We start from the raw sequence: 20,115 nt of genomic DNA, 5'->3' as shown, positions 1-20,115 counted from the left end.
TCACCACCGTGCCATGGCCGCTCGCCCTCAGAGCAGGCGCCGTTCTCCATCCAAAACTTTTTGCAGAACCTTCAGCACACTATCGGTACGTCGTAGAGCGAAAGCCTCGGCGTTCCATCTGCGATAGCCCTGCCCTCGAGGGGGAGATGTCGCCGAAAGCGACAGAGGGGTCGCCTATCCACGCGCGACGACCCCCTCTGGCCTGCCGGCCATCTCCCCCTCTAGGAGGGAGATCGATGCGCCATGACCTTCGCCAATCGCCAAGCGCATTTTGTGCCGGCCGCAGCAACTTTGTTCTTGCTTTGTGCCGGCAGCTATGCTCCTAATTTGGATATGGTGCCAATTGGCTCCAACGACCCGCCTCCCGAGGCGGGTTTTTGTTATTGCGCCATTCATGGCAAATGGCCCAGGCGGAATACGATTCCGTTGCGGCCAAGCAGCTTTCGTCTCGTTAGAGGATCCTTCTGAATCGACGGTGGCGGAGTTCGACGCACTCGTTCCGAGCCTTCAGCCGGTTCACTCAATTCGATCCCGAACTGTCACTTCTTGCTCGGATCGTCTGCCGGGTTGACATAGGTGATCTTGAATGGCCCCTCGCCATGAACCTGGATGATCGTATCGCTTGTCGTCCAGGCGAAGTGATTCATTCCGGCCGGCGCGACGCCGAAGCCGCCAGCAGTCAGTTCGACACCTTTCGACTCGTCGAGCTTATCGCCCATTCCAATATGGAAGTTGCCGGAAAGCACCGTTACGTATTCCGTGGTGGGATGATTATGTGCGGCAATTTTGTAGCCCGCAGGTGTCTTCAACCGCAGCACAAAAGCGCCGTTCTTTGAGGGATCTCCAGCGACAACAGCCATTTCCGCGCCAGCGGGAATGACAGCAGGAGCAGGACCCCATTTGATGTCTTTGGCGTTCATCGGCATCTCATCGGCAAACAGAGGCGCCGTCCCAACAAGCAGCAGTGCCAGGGCAGAGGCAAGCTTGAGCATGACAATCTCCCAGTGTCTGTAGAGGACGGCGTCGAGTATCGGCGCGCCGATCCACTTGCCAATTGGAGTCTATCAGGGCAGAGCGCCCGAACGCATCCTGCGAACGGGGGACGCGCATTCGCGGTAGCCGCGGAAGCTGCCGCTAAAAACATTTCCAGGTGAAACGATTTTGTTTGTATCACTGTCGGTGATCGGCCTCGCTAGCTTCCAGATTTCTCTACGGCAGAAGACGGCTTGACGGCCCCTGCCCGGCATCTGAAAAGGACTGGCCTGCGGACGTGGCGGAATTGGTAGAAGCAAGGGACTAAAATCCCGTCCTAGTCCTTTGCACCCTCGCAACTAACCCCTCAAGGCTTGTAATTCCCCGGTTTGCGCCGGGGTTTTGCATTTCATTTTAAGCTCTCCACTCGTGCAAACACGCCGTTTTGGGAAATCGTGTGGGAAAAGGAGAACAGACGTTCATGACCAAACCAATCCACATGAATCTGCAGGCCGGCACCGACGACGAGTTAGACAACTACGCCAAGGGTGGCTCCAGAAGAGGAAATCGAATTAAATCAGCACAATCTTAGAGGTGCGTGAGGCGGTTTCTCAAGCACCAGCACATGACTGCCAAGAGGCGATGTGTGAGTGCTCTTAACCTTGAACCCCTCGTCAGAAAGCGTTTCGATGAATTCGCCATCCGTTCCAGGCGGAACGCGGGCAACGACATTCGAGGTGCGCCTCACAATATTGGAAAGCACCCTTCGCGCCTTGCCTGGGCCGATGTTGCGCTGCATGTGCTGATAGACGGCCAGCAGCAGGACGATATCGTATTTCGGTAGAAGGATATTGCCGAGGCGCCGGCTGCCAAGATTCAGGCGATCGAACCGGGCATGCACCGGGGAGCCACTCAACAACATCTTTGCAGTCTCGATATGCGGCTTGGCAACGTCGATCCCATGGATCGAACTGGGTTTCAGCTTGGATATCTCATAGGCGACAACACCCATATTGCAGCCAACATCGAGAATGGATTTCCCAGCATAGTCGATCTCCAATGAGAATATCCCGTCCAGTCTATCCTCCCATGTTCCTGCAAAACCTCTTTTGAACCTTGACCACCACAAATCATATACTCCTAATATTAGAGATCGCCGAAATATAGCGCTCGTTACCTTCTACTATTCATAAGTCGTGACCAAGAAAAGACTGCCCCCCCACAAAAACACAGAAAAACATCATGGACACCACGTTCAAGCGCGCTGCGAGGCGCCTTGCTGATCTCAACTTGCGGGAAACTAGGCGCCCGCATTGGAGTAGGAGAGGACGGTGTTTAGGACATCGCCTTCAAAGCTAGTCCAGCCAACCCCATTAACGCATCACGACCACGATCTCCTGGCAGTCGCCTGATGGCTCAGAACCGCAAGGGCATCCACCGTCTGATGCAGCACAGCGACGTCTGCGACATCGGCAAGTGGGAGGTCATAGAGGTGTGGCGCAGCATCCGCGAACACATCCCAGGACTGTCCGACACCGTGGTCTACACAACGCGGCATACGTGCTGCTCGTGGCAGATCATCCGTGGCATCGACATCCGGCGCGTCCAAATCTGGATGGGCCACAAGTCGATCCAGACCACCCTGAACTACGCCCACCTCGCACCCAATCACTTGCTCGACAACCTGACCGCCCTCGAAGGTGGCGCGGCTCCGAGGCTCGTGGTAGTGAACGGCAAATCCTAGGCCGACCGTGTGGGAAACCATGCGGGAGACTGGTGGGATTTCCCCACAATGTGGGAGGTGGGCGTGGCGGAACTGGTATACGCAGCAGACTTAAAATCTGCCGGTGTTTCAAGCACTTACGGGTTCAAATCCCGTCGCCCACACCAACCCTCGCAACGGACTTAAAATCCCTCGATCTCCGATCGTACGGGTTCGATTCCCGTCGTCCGCACCAGATTTGGATTTGCCAAGACAGCTTAAGGGCGGTTCACTTTGCGGGACCGCAATTACCGACAGCTCGCGTGTTGAGCTTACCAGCCTTCAGGTCTGAAAGCTGCGGAAGGGATGCATCAAATCCGGCGTATTTTTCGTAGACTTCCCTGTCCAACGAGATTTGCCGACCGGCGGCAGTAAAAGCGACCATCCCTGTAGTGCCGATATAGGCTCGCGCCGCTCGCATTCTGCAGAAGTATTTTTTCTCGCCGTTGGACACGAACCAGCCCAGCGAGCCTGATGCACCTCGCGACAGCTTGCCGGTCTTGTATCCTTTGCTTTGCAGGTTGGAATAGGATTCAGCGTGTGACGGGGTAATCGATGCCAGGAGAAAGACAGCCATCGAAGTCGCACCCAACCACTTCGGCAAGTTTTTGATAATCATAGATCTGTTCCCTTTCAGCTGCATCTCAGCCCGTTGCGGCAAAGCCGTTCACCCCCCGATCGGGTTCAGCTTCAAATGCTGGATCAGGATAATCGTCTTGGCGTCGATAATCCGACCGTCGTGGATGCCGGCCAGCGCCTCGTCGAGCGGCATTTCCAAAACTTCGATGTCTTCGCCTTCGTCATGCGCGCCGCCGCCGTCGGAAATGCGGTCGGCGGGCGAATAGCGGGCGACGAAGAACCAGAGCCGCTCGGTCACGCTGCCGGGGCTCATATAGGGCGAAAACAGCCGCTGCACGTCCTTCAGCCGATAGCCGAGTTCCTCCTCGGCCTCCTTGCGGATGCAGGTTTCGGGATCGTCTTCGTCGAGCAGGCCGGCGCAGGCCTCGATCAGCGGCTCCTTGTGGCCGGTGACGTAGGCCGGGTAGCGGAACTGCCGCACCAGAAGCACCGTCGAACGCTCCGGATCGAAAGGCAGGATCACCGCGCCGTCGCCGCGATCGTAGGTCTGGCGGGTGTGCGTTTCCCATTTGCCGTCGCGCCGGCGATAGTCGAAGACGGTCTTTTTCAAAACCGCCCACTCGTCGGAAAGGACTTCCTCAGAGCGGATGCGAATGCGATCTTCCATGGTGGACTCCCTGCTGCCGCGGCAAGGCGTAGCCGCGAACGGCGGTTCGTGCAATCGGGCCACCAATTGGTCCAGAGCACCGGTTCACCGTCTCGTGTCTGGCGCTGGCACAATCGGCTGCCTAAATAGCGGCAACCCTCTCCGGAGTTTTTTATGACCTCATCGCTTTTCCAGCCGATCACCCTCGACGGCCTGACCTTCCCCAACCGCATCGCGGTCGCGCCGATGTGCCAGTATTCGGCCGAGGACGGCTCGGCCAGCGATTGGCATCTCTATCACTGGATGAACCTGGCGATGTCCGGCGCCGGCATGGTCACCGTCGAGATGACCGATGTCGAACGGCGCGGCCGCATCTCGCATGGCTGTCTCGGCCTTTATTCCGAGGACAACGAGGCGGCGGCGCGACGCACGCTGGATGCAGCCAAGCGTGTCGCCGCACCGGGCACGAAATTCGGCACGCAGCTTGCCCATGCCGGCCGCAAGGCGTCCAACCGGAAACCCTGGGAGGGCGGCGGCCCGCTGCATGCCGATCAGGATCCGTGGCCGATCGTGTCGGCCTCGGCGATCGCCTACGACAGCGGCTGGCAGGTGCCGCGGGCGCTGGAGGACGACGAGATCCTGCAAATCATCGAACGCTTCGCCGATGCGGCGCGGCGGGCCGAGCGCGCCGGCTTCGACTTCATCGAGCTGCATGCCGCGCATGGCTATCTGATCTTCCAATTCCTGTCGCCGCTGTCCAACCGGCGCACCGACCGCTGGGGCGGCTCGCTGGAGAACCGCATGCGTTTCGCCGTCGAGATCGCCAAGGCGGTAAAGAAGGCGACGCCCAGGCTGATGCTGGGCGCGCGTCTGTCGATCAAGGAATGGGTCGATGGCGGCTTCGAGGTCGAGGATGCGATCGAAGTGGCAAAAGCGCTGAAGGAAGCCGGCGTCGCCTATCTCTGCTGCTCGAGCGGCGGCAACTCGCCCTTGCAGAAGCTGCCCTCCGGGCCCGGCTACCAGGTGCATCTGGCCGAAGCGGTGCGCAAGGCCGTCGGCATCCCGACGCGGGCCGTCGGCCTGATCGACGATCCGAAACAGGCCGAGGCGATCGTCGCCGACGGCCGCGCCGACATGGTGGCGCTGGCGCGCGCCTTTCTTGCCGATCCGCGCTGGGGCTGGCGCGCCGCGGCCACCTTCGGTGAAAAAATCCACCCGGCGCCGCAGCTTGCCCGCTCGGTGACGACGATGCAGCACTGGATGAAGGCGGCGAACTGACGGCGGGTTCGTCTCGCTGGACGGGCCAGCACAGCTTCGCATGGATCCTCTGCCGGTGTAGAGTGGCCGGGGGCCGCGGCTGGGCGCGGCGGGTTGGGGGAGCAGAGACATGTCGTTCAGGGGGATTTCCATTGCGGCCGCCGCCGCGGTTGTGGCCGAGCTGTCGTTCGCCGCGCCGACGCCGGCCGGGGCGCAATATTGCGAAGGCACGGTGCACGGACTTTCCAGGCACTACAATCTGGCGACGGGAAGCGGCTTTCTCGCCGTTCGGGCCCGGCCGAACTCGTCGTCGCGCATGGTCGGGCAATTGTTCAACGGCGACCAAACCGAGATCTTCGACCGCCGCGGAAACTGGTACAAGGTCGATTTCGGCGGCCGCACCGGCTGGGCGAATGCACGCTGGCTGCGCAACGACTGCGGCTATTGAGCTATTTTCGCCTGAGCTAAAAAGCAGTTGCAACCAAATCGGCCGCTCCGCGTTGGCGGCGATGATGGACAGCAAGCCATTTGAAAAGCCGGTCGTGGTCGAACTCGGCCATGTCGGCAAATATCGGCAGATCCGCAGCGCCCAGGAGGCGGCGGAGTGCCTGATGACGATCTGGCCACTCAACCGCGGGCCGCGTCATCGTGATGCCCTCGACACTTGCCTAAAAGTGCTGGAAGGTTATCGTTCGACGGCGGATGCGCGCCGGGCACTGATCGAAGCCGCCAGGGAATCGGACGTGCTGGTCCCAGACGACAGGCTGCCAGACGACAGACTGGCCGACGATAGGCTGCATTGAGGCAACGGGCTTTCAACCGGAGGGTTTCATGGCGAAACTGACCTACAAGATCGTCGAGCATGACGGAGGCTGGGCCTACAAGGTCGGCTCGACATTCTCCGAAACGTTCCCCACCCATCAGGACGCGTTGCGCGCCGCCGAGATCGCTTCGGCCGAACAGCAGGTCGCCGGCAACACCGACGGCATCCAGTACGAGGACGCCGACGGCAAATGGCACGACGAGCTCGCCGACGGCCGCGACCGGCCGCAGACCGAGGTTTCGGATTAGAGTGTGCCGATATCCAGGTGATGCCGGCGTGCTTTACAGGTCGGTTTGGTAGCGCTACCGTCTCAAATCGCGCGTGACCGGGGAGGAGCCTGGGTGCCGTCGCGAGCCAGGCAGGAAAGCGGTTTCCTTCGAAGTCGTTGCGGGAATCAATCGGGAGGAGATCGATGGCGTCTGTCGCGATCGGGGATGTCTACAAATCATTTGGGACCGTCGAGGTCCTGCACGGGGTCAGCGTCGATATAGACGACGGCGAGTTCGTCACGCTGGTCGGGCCTTCGGGTTGCGGAAAGTCTACCCTGCTCAGGATGATCGCCGGCCTGGAAAAGATCTCGCGCGGCCAGATCGCGATCGGCAAACGTGTCGTCAACAACGTTGCGCCAAAGGAGCGCGACGTCGCCATGGTCTTCCAGAACTATGCGCTCTACCCGCATATGACGGTCGCCGAGAACATGGCGTTCTCGCTGATGCTCAAGGGCGTTCCCAAGGCGGAGAGCGATGCCGGCGTGCGGCGCGCGGCCGAAATCCTGGGACTGGTTCCGCTGCTCGACCGCTATCCGCGCCAGCTTTCCGGCGGCCAGCGCCAGCGCGTTGCCATGGGCCGGGCGATCGTGCGCGACCCGCAGGTTTTCCTGTTCGACGAGCCGCTGTCGAATCTCGATGCCAAGCTCCGGGTGCAGATGCGCGCCGAGATCAAGGAACTGCACCAGCGCCTGAAGACGACGACGGTCTACGTCACCCACGACCAGATCGAGGCGATGACCATGGCCGACAAGATCGTCGTCATGCATGACGGCATCGTCGAGCAGATCGGGCCGCCGCTCGAGCTGTACGACCGGCCGAACAATCTGTTTGTCGCCAGTTTCATCGGCTCGCCCGCCATGAACATGCTCAGAGGCGAGATCGTAAGCGACGGCTCGCCGTCATTTCGCGGCGCCGGCGGGATTTCGGTCCCGTTGGCCTCGGCACTTTCCATCGGCAATGGTGAGCCGGTCGTGCTGGGGATACGGCCCGAGCATTTACGGCTGTCCGACAATCAGGGCATTCCGGTCACCGTCGTGGTGGTCGAGCCGACAGGGTCCGAAGTGCAGCTCATCGGCCGCACCGCCGGCGGCGATGAGATCGTCGCAAATTTCCGCGAACGCCATTCCTTCACGCCGGGCGAAACCATCCGGCTTACGGCCGAGCCTGGCCTCATTCACCTCTTTCACGGCGAAACCGGACAGCGGTTCGAAACGCCCATCGGGCAGTAGGACGGCAAGGACAATAAGCAGGAGGAAGCGAGCATGAAATTCACCAGACGTGACGTGATCCGCACCACCGCCGGCGTTGCGGCGGGAGCCTTGGGAAGCCGGCTCATCGGCTCTCCCGCCTTTGCCCAGGAGGGGTTGAAATACAAGCCCGAGGACGGCGCCAAGCTCAGGCTGCTGCGCTGGTCGCCTTTCGTGCAGGGCGACGAGGATCAATGGCTGGCCAACACCAAACGCTTCACCGAAGCGACCGGCGTCGAGGTCCGCGTCGACAAGGAAAGCTGGGAGGACATCCGCCCCAAGGCGGCGGTCGCCGCCAATGTCGGCTCCGGCCCGGACCTGATGTTCGTCTGGTTCGACGACCCGCACCAATATCCCGACAAGCTGCACGACGTGACGGAGCTGGGGGAATATCTCGGCTCGAAATATGGCGGCTGGCACGATGGACCGCACCAATATGCGACACGGCAAGGCAAGTTCCTCGGCCTGCCTCTGGCGACCATCGGCAATGCCATCGTCTATCGCGAAAGCTGGGTGAAGGAGGCCGGCTTCTCCGAATTTCCGAAGGACACGGCAGGCCTGCTCGAGCTTTGCAAGGCATTGCAGGCGAAGGGGCACCCGGCCGGCTTCACGCATGGCCACGGCGTCGGCGACGGCAACAACTACGCCCACTGGCTGCTGTGGAGCCATGGCGGCCAGATGGTCGACGAGAGCAGCAAGGTGACGATCAACAGCCCCGAGACGCTGAAGGCGATCGAATACGCGCAGGAGCTCTACAAGACCTTCATTCCCGGTACCGAAAGCTGGCTCGACGTCAACAACAACCGCGCCTTCCTGGCCGGGCAATTGAGCGTCATCGCCAACGGCATTTCGGCCTACAACACCGCCAAGATCAACAAGGACAAGGATCCGAAACTGGCCGAGATAGCCAAGGACATCCGCACCACCAACCTGCCGATCGGCCCGGTCGGAAAATCCGTCGAGCTGTTCCAGGTGACCACGGCCGTGATCTTCGACTACACGCCCTACCCCAACGCCGCCAAGGCCTACCTGCAGTTCATGTTCGAGGATCCGCAAATGTCGCACTGGATCACGTCGTCGGCAGGCTATTGCTGCCAGACGCTCAAAGCCTTCGACAACAACCCGGTGTGGACGGCCGATCCGAACAATGCCGCCTACGCCAAGGCCTCGGCGACGCTGCGGCCCAACGGCTATGCCGGCCCGCTTGGCTATGCCTCGGCAGCGACCATGGCCGATTATGTGCTGGTCGACATGTTCGCCAAGGCGGTGACAGGCCAGGCGACGCCGCAAGAAGCGATGGAAGAAGCCGAGAAGCGCGCAAACCGCTACTATCGCGTTTGAGCCGGGTTCAGCCGGGCAGCCATGCTGCCCGGCTTCGAATCGCGCATGGCCGCCCGGCCGTTCAATGAGACCTTAGAGGAGCCGACCCATGGCCGTGACCTCCGCTGCCGCTCAGCCACGCCGGTCGGCGCTGTCGCGCATTCTGACGTTCGTGTCCGAAAGTCATAACGCGCTTGGCTTCGGCTTCATGCTGCCGGCGGCGGCGCTGCTGCTGGTCTTCCTGACCTATCCGCTCGGGCTCGGCGTCTGGCTCGGCTTCACCGATGCCCGCATCGGCCGCCCCGGCATCTTCATCGGTATCGAGAACTACGAATATCTGTGGGATGACGCCGTCTTCTGGCTCTCCGTCTTCAACACCTTGCTCTACACGATCAGCGCCTCGGTCCTGAAGTTTGTGCTCGGCCTGTGGCTGGCGCTTATCCTCAACCAGAACCTGCCGTTCAAGTCGTTCTTCCGCGCGATCGTCCTGCTGCCCTGGGTGGTGCCGACGGTGCTGTCGGCGATCGCCTTCTGGTGGATCTACGATTCGCAATTCTCGATCCTGTCCTGGGCGCTTATGGAAATGGGCCTGATCGACCATCGCATCAACTTCCTCGGCGATCCGGAGAATGCGCGGGCTTCGGTTATCGCCGCCAACGTCTGGCGCGGCATTCCTTTCGTGGCGATCACGCTGCTTGCCGGCCTGCAGACGATCCCGCAGTCGCTCTACGAGGCCGCCACGCTCGACGGCGCCAGCCGCTGGCAATTGTTCCGCTATGTGACGCTGCCGCTGCTGACGCCGATCATCGCCATCACCATGACGTTTTCGGTGCTGTTCACCTTCACCGACTTCCAGCTGATTTATGTGCTGACGCGCGGCGGGCCGGTGAACGCCACGCATCTGATGGCGACGCTGTCGTTCCAGCGCGGCATTTCCGGAGGCCAGCTTGGCGAAGGCGCCGCGATCGCAGTTGCCATGATCCCGTTCCTGCTGGCGGCGATCCTGTTCAGCTATTTTGGCCTGCAGCGTCGCAAATGGCAGCAGGGCGGCGGAGATTGACATGACCGCGATCGAAACGAGCAAACGCCCGGAACTCGACGAAGGCGGCATGGGCTACCTGCAGAGTTTGCCGCGGCGCGTGGTGACGGTCTACCTGCCGTTGCTGATCTTCGTCATCGTGCTGTTGTTTCCGTTCTACTGGATGACGATCACGGCGGTTAAGCCCAACCTCGAGATGACCGACTACGCCAATTTCAATCCGTTCTGGGTGGTGCATCCGACGCTCGAGCATATCCGCTACCTGCTCTTCGAGACGTCTTACCCGGGCTGGCTGCTCAACACGATCATCATCTCGACCGCCGCTACGTTCCTGTCGCTGCTGGCTGCGGTGTTCGCTGCCTACGCGATCGAGCGCTTGCGGTTCTCCGGGGCGCGGCAGGTCGGCCTCGCGGTGTTCCTCGCCTATCTCGTACCGCCCTCGATCCTGTTCATTCCGCTGTCTGTGATGGTGTTCAACCTTGGTCTTTACGACACGCCGTTCGCGCTCATCCTCACCTATCCGACCTTCCTGATCCCGTTCTGCACATGGCTGCTGATGGGTTATTTCCGCTCGATCCCGTTCGAGCTGGAAGAATGCGCGCTGATCGACGGGGCGAGCCGTTGGCAGATCCTCACCAAGATCGTGCTGCCGCTATCGGTGCCGGGCCTGATTTCCGCCGGCATCTTCGCATTCACGCTGTCATGGAACGAGTTCATCTACGCCTTGACCTTCATCCAGTCGTCCGAAAACAAGACTGTGCCGGTCGGCGTGCTCACCGAGCTGGTGCGCTCGGACGTCTATGAATGGGGGGCGCTGATGGCGGGAGCGCTGATCGGCTCGCTGCCGGTCGTGGTGCTCTATTCGTTCTTTGTCGAGCACTATGTTTCCTCGATGACCGGAGCCGTGAAGGAATAGCCAGCATCGTGATTGGGTTCGGAGGTATTCCCGGCGGCCGGGAATGCCCGGGGCGGGCGCCCTGCCGGCCGAGACCGCGTTCCGGGAGGGTGTCAGCTGCCGGTGTCGGACTTCGGCGCAAATGCGCGGTCGGCAATGCGTTCGATGAAAGCGACGACCCGTTCCGGCTCGACGAATTGCGGCATGTGGCCAAGCCCCTCGACAGGTTCGAAATCGAGCCCGCTGATCTTTTCCATCACCGGCCAGCCGTGGATATCGATGCCCAGCACGCGGTCGGAAGCACCAAACAGAATGCCGGCCGGCATGGTGATTTCACCATAGCGTTGCTCGATGCGGCCAAGGTCATGCTCGATGGCCACGACATCGGTCGACGTTGCATAGAAATGGCTTGGCCTGAGCCCGCACCAGCCGCCGCCCTCGACCATATAGTCGGTCGGCGCCGTCTGCGGCGCGAAAATGAAGGCAAGCGTCGCTTCGGCATATTTGAGAGCCGCCGGGATCGCCACCGTACAAGCCATGATCCGGCGCCGCAGCGGCGACTTAATGTACAGCGGGCCGAACTTCTCGAGCGCGTCCGGCTCCAGATGGGTCAGCGGTGCCAGCAAGGCGATGCCGGAAATCGCCTCTGGATGCTCGACAGCCAGCGTCAGCGCGATGGCGCCACCCAGCGAATGACCGACGACCAGCGGCTTTTCCAGCCCAAGCGCGTCGATAAAATGCCGCACGACCTCGGCCTGCTCGGACAGCCGTCCGCTGGCGGCCCTGGCCCGCACCGAATAGCCGGAGCCCGGACGGTCGAGCGCGATCAGCCGATAGTTCGGGCCGAACCGCCCGAACAGCGTGTGGCCGAATTGATGAAGCTGCGCGCCGAGGCCGTGCAGGAAGACGATCGGCCGCCCCTCGCCCGTCTCGACATAATGGATGCGGTTGCCGTCGATCTCGATGAATCTGCCACTGGCCGGCACCAGCCTTTCGGCCTTCGCCGCGATCCGCAGCGTCGCCAGCATCGGATAGGCTGCCACGACGAGCGCCAGCAGAAACAGCGCGCCGGGTAGCCATAGCAGAATCGATGCCGGCATGTCTTGCTCAGGGCTCCAAACCGGCACGCAGCATCACCCGCCAACGGGTGTACTGCAAGGGAGGTGGCACAGGTAGATCCGTCGTTTGGCGGCATTGCCGCCGGCCGTTTGCCGCGCTATCTCAGGCGACCCGTTTGCCGGAGCCAGTCATGACCGAAATCGTCACCGCCGCCATGCTCGTCATCGGCGACGAGATTCTGTCCGGCCGCACCAAGGACAAGAACATCGGCCACCTCGCCGACATCATGACGGCGATCGGCATCGACCTGAAGGAAGTCCGCATCGTTCCCGACGAAGAAGACGAGATCGTCGCTGCGGTGAATGCGCTGCGCACCCGCTATACTTATGTCTTCACCACCGGCGGCATCGGCCCGACGCATGACGACATCACCGCCGATTCAGTTGCCAAGGCCTTTGGCGTGCCATGCGAATACGACGCCAAGGCCTACGCCCTGCTGGAGGCAAGCTACGCCGCCCGCGGCATCGAATACACCGAAGCGCGCAAGCGCATGGCGCGGATGCCGCGCGGGGCAGACCACATCGATAATCCAGTGTCGGTTGCACCGGGCTTTCGCATTGGCAACGTCCATGTCATGGCCGGCGTGCCGGCGATTTTCCAGGCGATGCTCGACAATGTCGTGCCGACATTGCGAGCCGGCACCAAAATGCTGTCGGCAACCGTGGAATGCCCGTTCGGCGAAGGCCTGATCGGCGGGCCGCTGGGCGACATCCAGAAGGCGCATCCGGACACGATCATCGGCTCCTACCCGAAATATGGCGACGGCAAGTTCTGGACGGAACTGGTGGTGCGCGCCCGCAGCCAGCAGGCGCTGGACTCCGCACGCGCAGACGTAGAGGCTATGGTGGCGGGCTTGATCAAGGCAAGCCGAGTGGGCTGATCGGCCGGCCTGACGGAACCAGCATCGCGCAGTGACGTTTGTCACGGATGGGATCGCCGTAAGAAGTGAGGGACTGCCATGCGCTTCAAGACCATCGTCGCCATACTACAGAACGAACAGGATGCCGAGCGCGTCCTCGACTGCGCGATCCCGCTGGCAGGCCGGTTCCAGAGCCATCTGATCGGCATCCATGCCGAGGCGCTGCCCGTGCCCTACACCTCTGCCACCGGCTTTCCGGACACCGAGTTCCTGCAGGTTTCCGCCGATATGAACCGGGAGCGCGCCGAGAAGTTGCAGGCCGCCTTTCACAAGCGCATCGAGAATTCCGGCCTGTCGTTCGAGTGGCGCAGTCTCGAGAGTTTTTCCGGCGACAGTGCGCTGACCGGCATCTCGACCGTTCGCACCGCGGACCTGATCATCGCCGCGCAGCGCGAATCGGGCAGCGACCCGAGCGCCGACGTCGACACGCTGGTCTACGATGCCGGCCGGCCGGTGCTGGTGGTGCCGCATTCGGGTCCGCTCGTCACTAGCTTCAAGCACGTGCTGCTCGCCTGGAACGGCAGCAAGGAAGCCGCGCGCGCGGCCTTCGATGCCCTGCCCTTCATCATCGAGGCCGAGAAGACGGACATCGTCGTCATCGACCCGCCAGATACGCTGGACGAGGCGCCGGAAACAGCCGGCGCCGAGATCGCCGCCTCGCTGTCCAGGCATGGCGCGACCGTCAGCGTCTCGGTGCTGAGGTCCGGCGGCGCCTCGGTCGACGACATCATCCAGACCAGGGTCGCCGAGTCGGGTGCGGACCTGCTCGTGCTCGGCGCCTACAGCCATTCCTGGCTGCGCCAGCTGCTGTTCGGCGGGGTGACGCGAACGGTGCTGCGCACCGCCCCGGTGGCGGCTTTCCTGTCGCGGTAGGTTCACAGGGATAGCTGGCAGGACAATAGCTTTGCCGCGCCCTTGCCAAGGCCAAGCCTTTCCAGTTAATTCCGCGCGCATTCCATAGTGTCTGCGCGCGATGCGCGCTTTGCGGAGTGCGCGAAAGATGTCCCTGCCCGAAAAAGCCTTCCCGGTCTCCTGGGACCAGTTCCACCGCGATGCGCGCGCGCTCGCCTGGCGGCTTGCCGGCGCCAACAAGGGGCAATGGAAGGCGATCGTCTGCATCACGCGCGGCGGCCTGGTTCCGGCGGCTATCATTTCGCGCGAACTTGGCATCCGCATCATCGAGACGGTCTGCGTCGCCTCCTACCACGATTATACCAGCCAGGGGCAATTGCAGGTGCTGAAGGAGGTCACGCCGGCGCTGCTCGCCGATGACGGGGCCGGCGTGCTGATCATCGACGACCTCACCGACACCGGCAAGACGGCGGGCATCGTGCGCGCGATGATGCCTAAGGCGCATTTCGCCACCGTCTATGCCAAGCCGAAAGGCAGGCCGATGGTGGACACTTTCGTTACCGAGGTCAGCCAGGACACCTGGATCTATTTCCCCTGGGACATGGGCTTCACCTACCAGAAGCCGATCGCCGACGATCACGCCGGCTGATTCGCGGCAACGCCGCTTGATGCACCGAGTCCGCCCAGGGGATCTCCGCACACCGATAAAGGCGTGGCGCGACGCTGCTGCAGTCGCGCCATTAGGCTGAGATCGGCGCAGATTGACGGAATCTGGCCGATCCGTGCAACATTTTTTACTTTCATTGCTTATAATTAGCCGTAAGATTCGTGAGACGGCAAATGATTCTGGAAGCTGGGGCAAGCTTCTCCGATGTTGACGAGGCCAACGACGCACAACCATAAGGCCGAAAGGGTCCGGCGACTCTTAGGCGCGGTGCCGTACCGCCTGCAGGTTGCAGCCCTGCCTTGGCGCGATAGCGGGGACGGCGTCGAAATCATGCTGATCACCAGCCGCGATACCGGCCGCTGGGTGCTTCCCAAGGGCTGGCCGGAAGCAAAGGAGCCGCTTTGTGAAGCGGCGGCACGCGAAGCGGGCGAGGAGGCCGGGCTGCGCGGCACGATCTCGCATCACGAGGCCGGCCGTTATTTCTACGCCAAGGTGCTGGATTCCGGCGAGGAAGTGCCGTGCGAGGTGCTGGTCTTCCCGCTGCAGGTCGACAAGGTCGCCGACCGATGGAAGGAAAAGCGGGCACGCACCCGCAAATGGGTCAGCGCCGCCGAGGCTGTGCGCATGGTCAACGAACCCGACCTCAGCCAGATCATCGCCCATTTCTGCGCGGATCCGCATCGGTTCTCCTGAGTCTCAGTCGCGCATAGCCTATTCGCTCAGGTGCTGTGAACGTCGTTGCCGAAGCGCCTCCACCCAGAGCCGACCCTTCCTCGCCGCGCTCCGCTTCTATCCCCGTTATCCACATATGTGACACACAAGATGTTGGGGTCATAAAAGCTACGCAAACGAATCCTTGACGCCGCAAAACGAGTCGCCTTTTATAGGCCATGCGCTTTTGTTGAGAGTGCGACCGGAAAAGTTTCGAGGCCGGTCTTTTTCCCGGAATATGTGCGTTTTGATCCGCATTCCCGCCTGTTTACGAGGCCGGCGAATGCGTGGGATTTTGAAGCCTTGGGGGGCGAAAGGGGAGGATTGTCGGACTTGAATAAATTGTCTGTTAATACTATATTTAGTGTTTGCAGGTAGGTTCGACGCTAGATAATGTGAAGTTCCCTCGACCGAGGGCGTTACAAAAAGTTTTCAGTTTTGAGGGACCCACAGGGTCCGTGAGCGCGTTGGACAGCGGCCTCGCAAGAGGTTCGACCGGCAGGGCGGCGGAGACTGTGAAGATGAGAGCCGGCGGGTTTCGAACGCCGGCAGACGGCGGACATGCGCGTTTCGTCAAGAGGGCAGAAATCCTCTGGGAAAAGCGCTATATGTAGACAAAAGGGACCGGACCAATGCGCATCGAGCGTCGTTTCACCAAGCCAGGACAATCTGCCTATGCGGAGATCGAATTCCGCAAGGCGCTTTCCGAGATCAAGAATCCGGATGGGTCGGTGGTGTTCCGCTTGGACAACATCGACGTGCCGGCGCAGTTCTCCCAGGTTGCCGCCGATATCCTGGCGCAGAAATATTTCCGCAAGGCGGGCGTCCCGGCACGGCTGAAGAAGGTCGAAGAGACGCAAGTCCCCTCCTTCCTGTGGCGCTCCGTCGCCGACGAGGCTGAACTGGCCAAGCTGCCGGAAGCCGAGTGCTACGGTTCCGAGACCGACGCCCGCCAGGTCTTCGACCGGCTTGCCGGTGCCTGGACCTATTGGGGCTGGAAGGGCGGCTACTTCAAGTCGGAGGAAGACGCGCGCGCCTTCCGCGACGAGCTCGCCTATATGCTGGCCACCCAGCGCGTCGCGCCGAACTCGCCGCAATGGTTCAACACCGGCCTGCACTGGGCCTATGGCATCGACGGCCCGAGCCAGGGCCACTTCTATGTCGACCCGTTCACCGGCAAGCTGACCAAGTCGAAGTCTTCCTACGAGCATCCGCAGCCGCATGCCTGCTTCATCCAGGGCGTGCAGGACGACCTCGTCAACGAGGGCGGCATCATGGATTTGTGGGTGCGTGAGGCGCGCCTGTTCAAATATGGCTCCGGCACCGGCTCCAACTTCTCGTTCCTGCGCGGCGAAGGCGAAAAGCTGTCGGGCGGCGGTCGTTCGTCGGGGCTGATGAGCTTCCTCAAGATCGGCGACCGCGCGGCGGGCGCCATCAAGTCGGGCGGCACGACGCGTCGCGCCGCGAAAATGGTCATCGTCGACGCCGATCATCCCGACATCGAGGAATTCATCGACTGGAAGGTCAATGAGGAGCAGAAGGTCGCCTCGCTGGTCACTGGCTCGAAGATCGTCAAGAAGCATCTCGAAGCGATCATGAAGGCCTGCATCAACTGCGAAGGCAATGGCGACGATTGCTTCGACCCGGCGGTCAACACCGCGCTGAAGCGCGAGATCAAGGCGGCCAAGAAGGACGCGGTGCCGGAGAACTACATCTACCGCGTCATCCAGTTCGCCAAGCAGGGCTACACCTCGATGTCGTTCAAGACCTACGACACCGACTGGGATTCGGACGCCTATCTCACCGTTTCCGGCCAGAATTCCAACAATTCGGTGTCGCTGAAGGACGATTTCCTGCGCGCCGTCGAGCAGGACGGCGACTGGCATCTCACCGCCCGCAAGGACGGCAAGGTGCTGAAGACACTGAAGGCGCGCGATCTCTGGGAAAAGATCGGCTATGCCGCCTGGGCATCGGCCGATCCGGGCCTGCATTTCAACACGACGATGAACGACTGGCACACCTGCGCCTCGGCCGGTGCGATCCGGGCGTCCAACCCGTGCTCGGAATACATGTTCCTCGACGACACCGCCTGCAACCTGGCCTCGATCAACCTTCTGCCCTATCGCAACGCCGACGGCACCATCGACATCGCTGCCTACGAGCACACGGTGCGGCTGTGGACCATGGTGCTGGAAATCTCCGTCATGATGGCGCAGTTCCCGTCGAAGGAGATCGCCAAGCTTTCCTACGAGTACCGCACGCTCGGCCTCGGCTACGCCAATATCGGCGGCCTGCTGATGACCTCGGGCATTCCCTATGATTCCGACGAGGGCCGCGCCATCTGTGCCGCCCTCACCGCGATCATGACCGGCACCGCCTATGCCACTTCGGCCGAAATGGCCGCCGAGCTCGGCGCCTTCCCCGACTACGACCGCAACGCGCAGAACATGCTGCGCGTCATGCGCAACCACCGCCGCGCGGCCTATGGCGAAAGGGACGGCTACGAGAGGCTAGCCGTCAACCCGGTGCCGCTGGTCGCCTCGGATCTCAAGCAGCAGGAGCTTGCCGACCATGCCAAGGCCGCCTGGGACCGCGCCATCGAGCTTGGCGAGGAGCATGGCTACCGCAACGCACAGGCAACGGTGATCGCACCGACCGGCACGATCGGCCTGGTGATGGATTGCGACACCACCGGCATCGAGCCCGACTTCGCGCTGGTGAAATTCAAGAAGCTGGCCGGCGGCGGCTATTTCAAGATCATCAACCGCGCGGTGCCCGAAGCGCTGCGCACGCTCGGCTATTCCGAGGCCCAGATCGCCGAGATCGAGGCCTATGCCGTCGGCCACGGCAATCTCAACCAGGCGCCGGGCATCAACCCCGGCTCGCTCAAGGCAAAGGGCTTTACCGACGACAAGATCGCGGCGCTCAATGCGGCATTGAAGTCGGCCTTCGACATCAAGTTCGTCTTCAACCAGTGGACGCTGGGCGCCGACTGGGTGAAGGAGACGTTCGGCTTCACCGATGAGCAGCTCAACGATTTCTCGTTCGAGATGCTGCCGGCGCTGGGCTTCTCGAAGAAGGACATCGAGGCCGCCAACATCCATGTCTGCGGGGCGATGACGCTGGAAGGCGCGCCGTTCCTGAAGGCCGAACACCTGCCGGTGTTCGACTGCGCCAGCCCGTGCGGCAAGATCGGCAAGCGTTCGCTGTCGATCAACAGCCACATCATGATGATGGCGGCGGCGCAGCCCTTCATCTCCGGCGCCATTTCCAAGACCATCAACATGCCGAACGACGCAACGGTGGAAGATGCCAAGGGCGCCTACATGCTGTCGTGGAAGCTGGCGCTGAAGGCCAACGCGCTCTATCGCGACGGCTCGAAGTTGTCGCAGCCGCTCAACGCTTCGTTGCTTGCCGACGTCGAAGACGACGAGGACGAAGCCATCGAGCAGCTGATCGCGGCACCGGCCGCGCAGCGCGCGGTGCAGGTGACCGAGAAGATCGTCGAGCGCGTCGTCGAGCGTCTCTACCGCGACCGCGAGAAACTGCCGAACCGCCGCAAGGGCTATACCCAGAAGGCGGTCGTCGGCGGCCACAAGGTCTATCTGAGGACCGGCGAATTCGATGACGGCCGCCTCGGCGAGATCTTCATCGACATGCACAAGGAAGGTGCCGCCTTCCGGGCGATGATGAACAACTTCGCCATCGCCATCTCGCTCGGCCTGCAATATGGCGTGCCGCTCGAGGAATTCGTCGAAGCCTTCACCTTCACCAAATTCGAGCCGGCCGGCATGGTGCAAGGCAATGACGCCATCAAGAACGCCACGTCGATCCTCGACTATGTCTTCCGCGAACTCGCCGTCTCCTATCTCGGCCGCAACGACCTCGCCCATGTCGACCAGTCGGACTTCGACAAGACTGCGCTCGGGCGCGGCATCAACGAAGGCAAGGCAACGCCCTTCTCCAAGGGCCTGACCCGCGGCGCCTCGCCGGTCAAGCTGGTGTCGGGCATGGGTGCCGAGCCGAAAGGCTTTGCGGGTTCCGGCTCCGGAACTCCGGCCCGTACCGCCCCGACCGCCTTCTCCGGCTCCAACGTGCTGACGCTGAAGCCGGCCAGCGACGAAGCCATCGCCTACAAGCGCGACTACGAGGAGCGCGCCAGGGAACTGGTCGAGGACATCGTCTACGCGGAAGCCTCCGACCCGACGGAGCTGTTCACCGACGAGGCCGCGAAAGAAGCAGCCGAAGCCAAAGCGCTCGCCGCCAACCGGCGCCAGCAATCATTGATGCAGGGCTACACCGGCAACGAATGCTCGGAATGCCATAACTTCACGATGGTGCGGAACGGGACTTGCGAGAAGTGCGATACTTGCGGGGCGACGAGCGGGTGTAGCTGAGCGCTCACATCTTCGATGGCCGATTGGCGTAGACAATTGAAGGGGGCGTTTGCCTTTGATAGCGCCCCTTTCGCCGTACACCCAAACGACGAACGCCGAGCACTTACTGCCATTTCAAACGCGATCCGTTCAGGCGCGTCGAAAATAGAAATAGAACGCGAGATCGAAAAGTATTTTCAAGATAGAAAAACTGGCCAAGAGTTTATCAAGTATCAAATTTACCTGTTTCGTTCCTACTTTAATCGCCAATACTCAATAATAAAAAATTGCTGGATCCTATCTAAGACCTCCACAAATGGAGTCGAATTCATAACGATCTTCTCAGGACGCACCTCGATTGACACCATTCTTTACCACTGTATGCATATCTATGCATCGCGCGAGTACAATCAGGCCACCCAGCTAATGCGCGCGAAGAAGAAAAGTTGGCCGGTATTTCGCATCCAATTCCATCAGTTCGAGAGCGGCGCTCTTTGGGAAGGCAGGGCGTCTATCGGCGAGTCACCAGACTACCTTCTAGAACGAGCAGATGCGACGCTTTCAAAGGGGCTAGATCCAGTTGTGTGCGTCAAGTTCTGCAAAATGGCGTGGCATTGCGTTGACGTCGGCGTGTCCGCCGCGCAGCCCCCGTGTTTAGCGGA

General features: G+C 61.5%; 20 protein-coding genes and 1 tRNA gene. 16 read left to right on the top strand and 5 right to left on the bottom strand.

Annotated features, from left to right (window positions below; all coding sequences use genetic code 11):
* Window positions 1–539 precede the first annotated feature (539 nt).
* On the bottom strand, window positions 540–992 hold the full coding sequence (locus NKI39_RS32790; protein WP_352837092.1) for a cupin domain-containing protein: 453 nt from the start codon (window positions 990–992) through the stop codon (window positions 540–542).
* A 557-nt stretch (window positions 993–1,549) separates the two neighbouring features.
* Entirely contained in the window at window positions 1,550–2,032 is a 483-nt protein-coding gene (locus NKI39_RS32785; protein ID WP_352748169.1) for a class I SAM-dependent methyltransferase, read from the bottom strand.
* 351 nt (window positions 2,033–2,383) lie between these two features.
* On the opposite strand from NKI39_RS32785, the gene NKI39_RS32780 reads away from it, so the two are divergent.
* Both NKI39_RS32780 and NKI39_RS32775 read left to right on the top strand, forming a co-directional pair.
* The gene (locus NKI39_RS32780) at window positions 2,384–2,716 is read left to right on the top strand and encodes a tyrosine-type recombinase/integrase (protein ID WP_352837089.1); all 333 of its coding nucleotides are present in this window, start codon (window positions 2,384–2,386) and stop codon (window positions 2,714–2,716) included.
* 57 nt (window positions 2,717–2,773) lie between these two features.
* Window positions 2,774–2,862, top strand: a tRNA-Leu gene (locus NKI39_RS32775).
* Window positions 2,863–2,963: 101 nt separating this feature from the next.
* On the opposite strand, the gene NKI39_RS32770 is transcribed toward NKI39_RS32775, so the two are convergent.
* Window positions 2,964–3,353: a hypothetical protein gene (locus NKI39_RS32770; RefSeq protein ID WP_352837086.1), complete on the bottom strand. Its 390-nt coding sequence runs from the start codon at window positions 3,351–3,353 to the stop codon at window positions 2,964–2,966.
* A 48-nt stretch (window positions 3,354–3,401) separates the two neighbouring features.
* Window positions 3,402–3,980 (bottom strand): NUDIX domain-containing protein, encoded by a 579-nt coding sequence (locus tag NKI39_RS32765; RefSeq protein WP_352541399.1) that lies wholly within the window; start codon window positions 3,978–3,980, stop codon window positions 3,402–3,404.
* A gap of 153 nt (window positions 3,981–4,133) precedes the next feature.
* On the opposite strand from NKI39_RS32765, the gene NKI39_RS32760 reads away from it, so the two are divergent.
* From NKI39_RS32760 to NKI39_RS32725, 8 genes are all read left to right on the top strand, one after another.
* Window positions 4,134–5,237, top strand: a complete 1,104-nt coding sequence (locus NKI39_RS32760) for an NADH:flavin oxidoreductase/NADH oxidase (protein ID WP_352837083.1) — start codon at window positions 4,134–4,136, stop codon at window positions 5,235–5,237.
* A 109-nt stretch (window positions 5,238–5,346) separates the two neighbouring features.
* Window positions 5,347–5,664 (top strand): SH3 domain-containing protein, encoded by a 318-nt coding sequence (locus NKI39_RS32755; RefSeq protein WP_352541400.1) that lies wholly within the window; start codon window positions 5,347–5,349, stop codon window positions 5,662–5,664.
* 61 nt (window positions 5,665–5,725) lie between these two features.
* Window positions 5,726–6,019 (top strand): DUF982 domain-containing protein, encoded by a 294-nt coding sequence (locus tag NKI39_RS32750; protein WP_352541401.1) that lies wholly within the window; start codon window positions 5,726–5,728, stop codon window positions 6,017–6,019.
* A 28-nt stretch (window positions 6,020–6,047) separates the two neighbouring features.
* Window positions 6,048–6,287 (top strand): DUF2188 domain-containing protein, encoded by a 240-nt coding sequence (locus NKI39_RS32745; RefSeq protein WP_023674770.1) that lies wholly within the window; start codon window positions 6,048–6,050, stop codon window positions 6,285–6,287.
* A gap of 164 nt (window positions 6,288–6,451) precedes the next feature.
* On the top strand, window positions 6,452–7,537 hold the full coding sequence (locus tag NKI39_RS32740; RefSeq protein ID WP_352837079.1) for an ABC transporter ATP-binding protein: 1,086 nt from the start codon (window positions 6,452–6,454) through the stop codon (window positions 7,535–7,537).
* A 33-nt stretch (window positions 7,538–7,570) separates the two neighbouring features.
* Window positions 7,571–8,896: an ABC transporter substrate-binding protein gene (locus tag NKI39_RS32735; protein WP_352837076.1), complete on the top strand. Its 1,326-nt coding sequence runs from the start codon at window positions 7,571–7,573 to the stop codon at window positions 8,894–8,896.
* Window positions 8,897–9,083: 187 nt separating this feature from the next.
* On the top strand, window positions 9,084–9,935 hold the full coding sequence (locus NKI39_RS32730) for a carbohydrate ABC transporter permease (RefSeq protein ID WP_502893743.1): 852 nt from the start codon (window positions 9,084–9,086) through the stop codon (window positions 9,933–9,935).
* A 1-nt stretch (window position 9,936) separates the two neighbouring features.
* Entirely contained in the window at window positions 9,937–10,830 is an 894-nt protein-coding gene (locus tag NKI39_RS32725) for a carbohydrate ABC transporter permease (protein ID WP_023674766.1), read from the top strand.
* A 92-nt stretch (window positions 10,831–10,922) separates the two neighbouring features.
* On the opposite strand, the gene NKI39_RS32720 is transcribed toward NKI39_RS32725, so the two are convergent.
* Entirely contained in the window at window positions 10,923–11,909 is a 987-nt protein-coding gene (locus NKI39_RS32720; RefSeq protein WP_352837073.1) for an alpha/beta fold hydrolase, read from the bottom strand.
* Window positions 11,910–12,058: 149 nt separating this feature from the next.
* Between NKI39_RS32720 and NKI39_RS32715 the strand changes: the two genes are divergently transcribed.
* From NKI39_RS32715 to NKI39_RS32690, 6 genes are all read left to right on the top strand, one after another.
* Entirely contained in the window at window positions 12,059–12,808 is a 750-nt protein-coding gene (locus tag NKI39_RS32715; protein ID WP_352748193.1) for a competence/damage-inducible protein A, read from the top strand.
* Window positions 12,809–12,886: 78 nt separating this feature from the next.
* Complete coding sequence (locus tag NKI39_RS32710; protein WP_352699960.1) at window positions 12,887–13,720, top strand: universal stress protein; 834 nt, start codon at window positions 12,887–12,889, stop codon at window positions 13,718–13,720.
* Between the two features lie 127 nt (window positions 13,721–13,847).
* A complete protein-coding gene (gpt, locus tag NKI39_RS32705; RefSeq protein ID WP_023674762.1) occupies window positions 13,848–14,348 on the top strand; it encodes a xanthine phosphoribosyltransferase in 501 nt (166 codons plus the stop codon).
* 222 nt (window positions 14,349–14,570) lie between these two features.
* Window positions 14,571–15,059, top strand: coding sequence for an NUDIX hydrolase (locus NKI39_RS32700; RefSeq protein WP_352541407.1), 489 nt, complete (start codon window positions 14,571–14,573; stop codon window positions 15,057–15,059).
* A 650-nt stretch (window positions 15,060–15,709) separates the two neighbouring features.
* Window positions 15,710–19,474 carry a vitamin B12-dependent ribonucleotide reductase gene (locus tag NKI39_RS32695; RefSeq protein WP_352837069.1) on the top strand — a complete coding sequence of 1,255 codons (3,765 nt, stop codon included), beginning with the start codon at window positions 15,710–15,712 and terminating at the stop codon, window positions 19,472–19,474.
* Between the two features lie 36 nt (window positions 19,475–19,510).
* The coding region (locus tag NKI39_RS32690) for a hypothetical protein (RefSeq protein ID WP_352837066.1) at window positions 19,511–20,115 on the top strand (605 nt) is incomplete at its 3' end.

The sequence above is a fragment of the Mesorhizobium sp. M0664 genome (genome assembly GCF_040320565.1).
Taxonomy (GTDB): Bacteria; Pseudomonadota; Alphaproteobacteria; order Rhizobiales; family Rhizobiaceae; genus Mesorhizobium.
This window is presented reverse-complemented; position numbering and strand designations above follow the sequence as displayed.

Excerpts from the sequence above, each read along its gene's own strand:
- NKI39_RS32730 (WP_502893743.1), top strand. The coding sequence starts at position 9,084 with ATGCTGCCGGCGGCGGCGCTGCTGCTGGTCTTCCTGACCTATCCGCTC.
- NKI39_RS32750 (WP_352541401.1), top strand. The coding sequence starts at position 5,726 with ATGATGGACAGCAAGCCATTTGAAAAGCCGGTCGTGGTCGAACTCGGC.
- NKI39_RS32725 (WP_023674766.1), top strand. The coding sequence starts at position 9,937 with ATGACCGCGATCGAAACGAGCAAACGCCCGGAACTCGACGAAGGCGGC.
- gpt (WP_023674762.1), top strand. The coding sequence starts at position 13,848 with ATGTCCCTGCCCGAAAAAGCCTTCCCGGTCTCCTGGGACCAGTTCCAC.
- NKI39_RS32720 (WP_352837073.1), bottom strand. The coding sequence starts at position 11,909 with ATGCCGGCATCGATTCTGCTATGGCTACCCGGCGCGCTGTTTCTGCTG.
- NKI39_RS32735 (WP_352837076.1), top strand. The coding sequence starts at position 7,571 with ATGAAATTCACCAGACGTGACGTGATCCGCACCACCGCCGGCGTTGCG.
- NKI39_RS32740 (WP_352837079.1), top strand. The coding sequence starts at position 6,452 with ATGGCGTCTGTCGCGATCGGGGATGTCTACAAATCATTTGGGACCGTC.
- NKI39_RS32755 (WP_352541400.1), top strand. The coding sequence starts at position 5,347 with ATGTCGTTCAGGGGGATTTCCATTGCGGCCGCCGCCGCGGTTGTGGCC.
- NKI39_RS32710 (WP_352699960.1), top strand. The coding sequence starts at position 12,887 with ATGCGCTTCAAGACCATCGTCGCCATACTACAGAACGAACAGGATGCC.
- NKI39_RS32695 (WP_352837069.1), top strand. The coding sequence starts at position 15,710 with ATGCGCATCGAGCGTCGTTTCACCAAGCCAGGACAATCTGCCTATGCG.
- NKI39_RS32745 (WP_023674770.1), top strand. The coding sequence starts at position 6,048 with ATGGCGAAACTGACCTACAAGATCGTCGAGCATGACGGAGGCTGGGCC.
- NKI39_RS32715 (WP_352748193.1), top strand. The coding sequence starts at position 12,059 with ATGACCGAAATCGTCACCGCCGCCATGCTCGTCATCGGCGACGAGATT.
- NKI39_RS32770 (WP_352837086.1), bottom strand. The coding sequence starts at position 3,353 with ATGATTATCAAAAACTTGCCGAAGTGGTTGGGTGCGACTTCGATGGCT.
- NKI39_RS32700 (WP_352541407.1), top strand. The coding sequence starts at position 14,571 with ATGTTGACGAGGCCAACGACGCACAACCATAAGGCCGAAAGGGTCCGG.
- NKI39_RS32765 (WP_352541399.1), bottom strand. The coding sequence starts at position 3,980 with ATGGAAGATCGCATTCGCATCCGCTCTGAGGAAGTCCTTTCCGACGAG.
- NKI39_RS32790 (WP_352837092.1), bottom strand. The coding sequence starts at position 992 with ATGCTCAAGCTTGCCTCTGCCCTGGCACTGCTGCTTGTTGGGACGGCG.
- NKI39_RS32760 (WP_352837083.1), top strand. The coding sequence starts at position 4,134 with ATGACCTCATCGCTTTTCCAGCCGATCACCCTCGACGGCCTGACCTTC.
- NKI39_RS32780 (WP_352837089.1), top strand. The coding sequence starts at position 2,384 with ATGGCTCAGAACCGCAAGGGCATCCACCGTCTGATGCAGCACAGCGAC.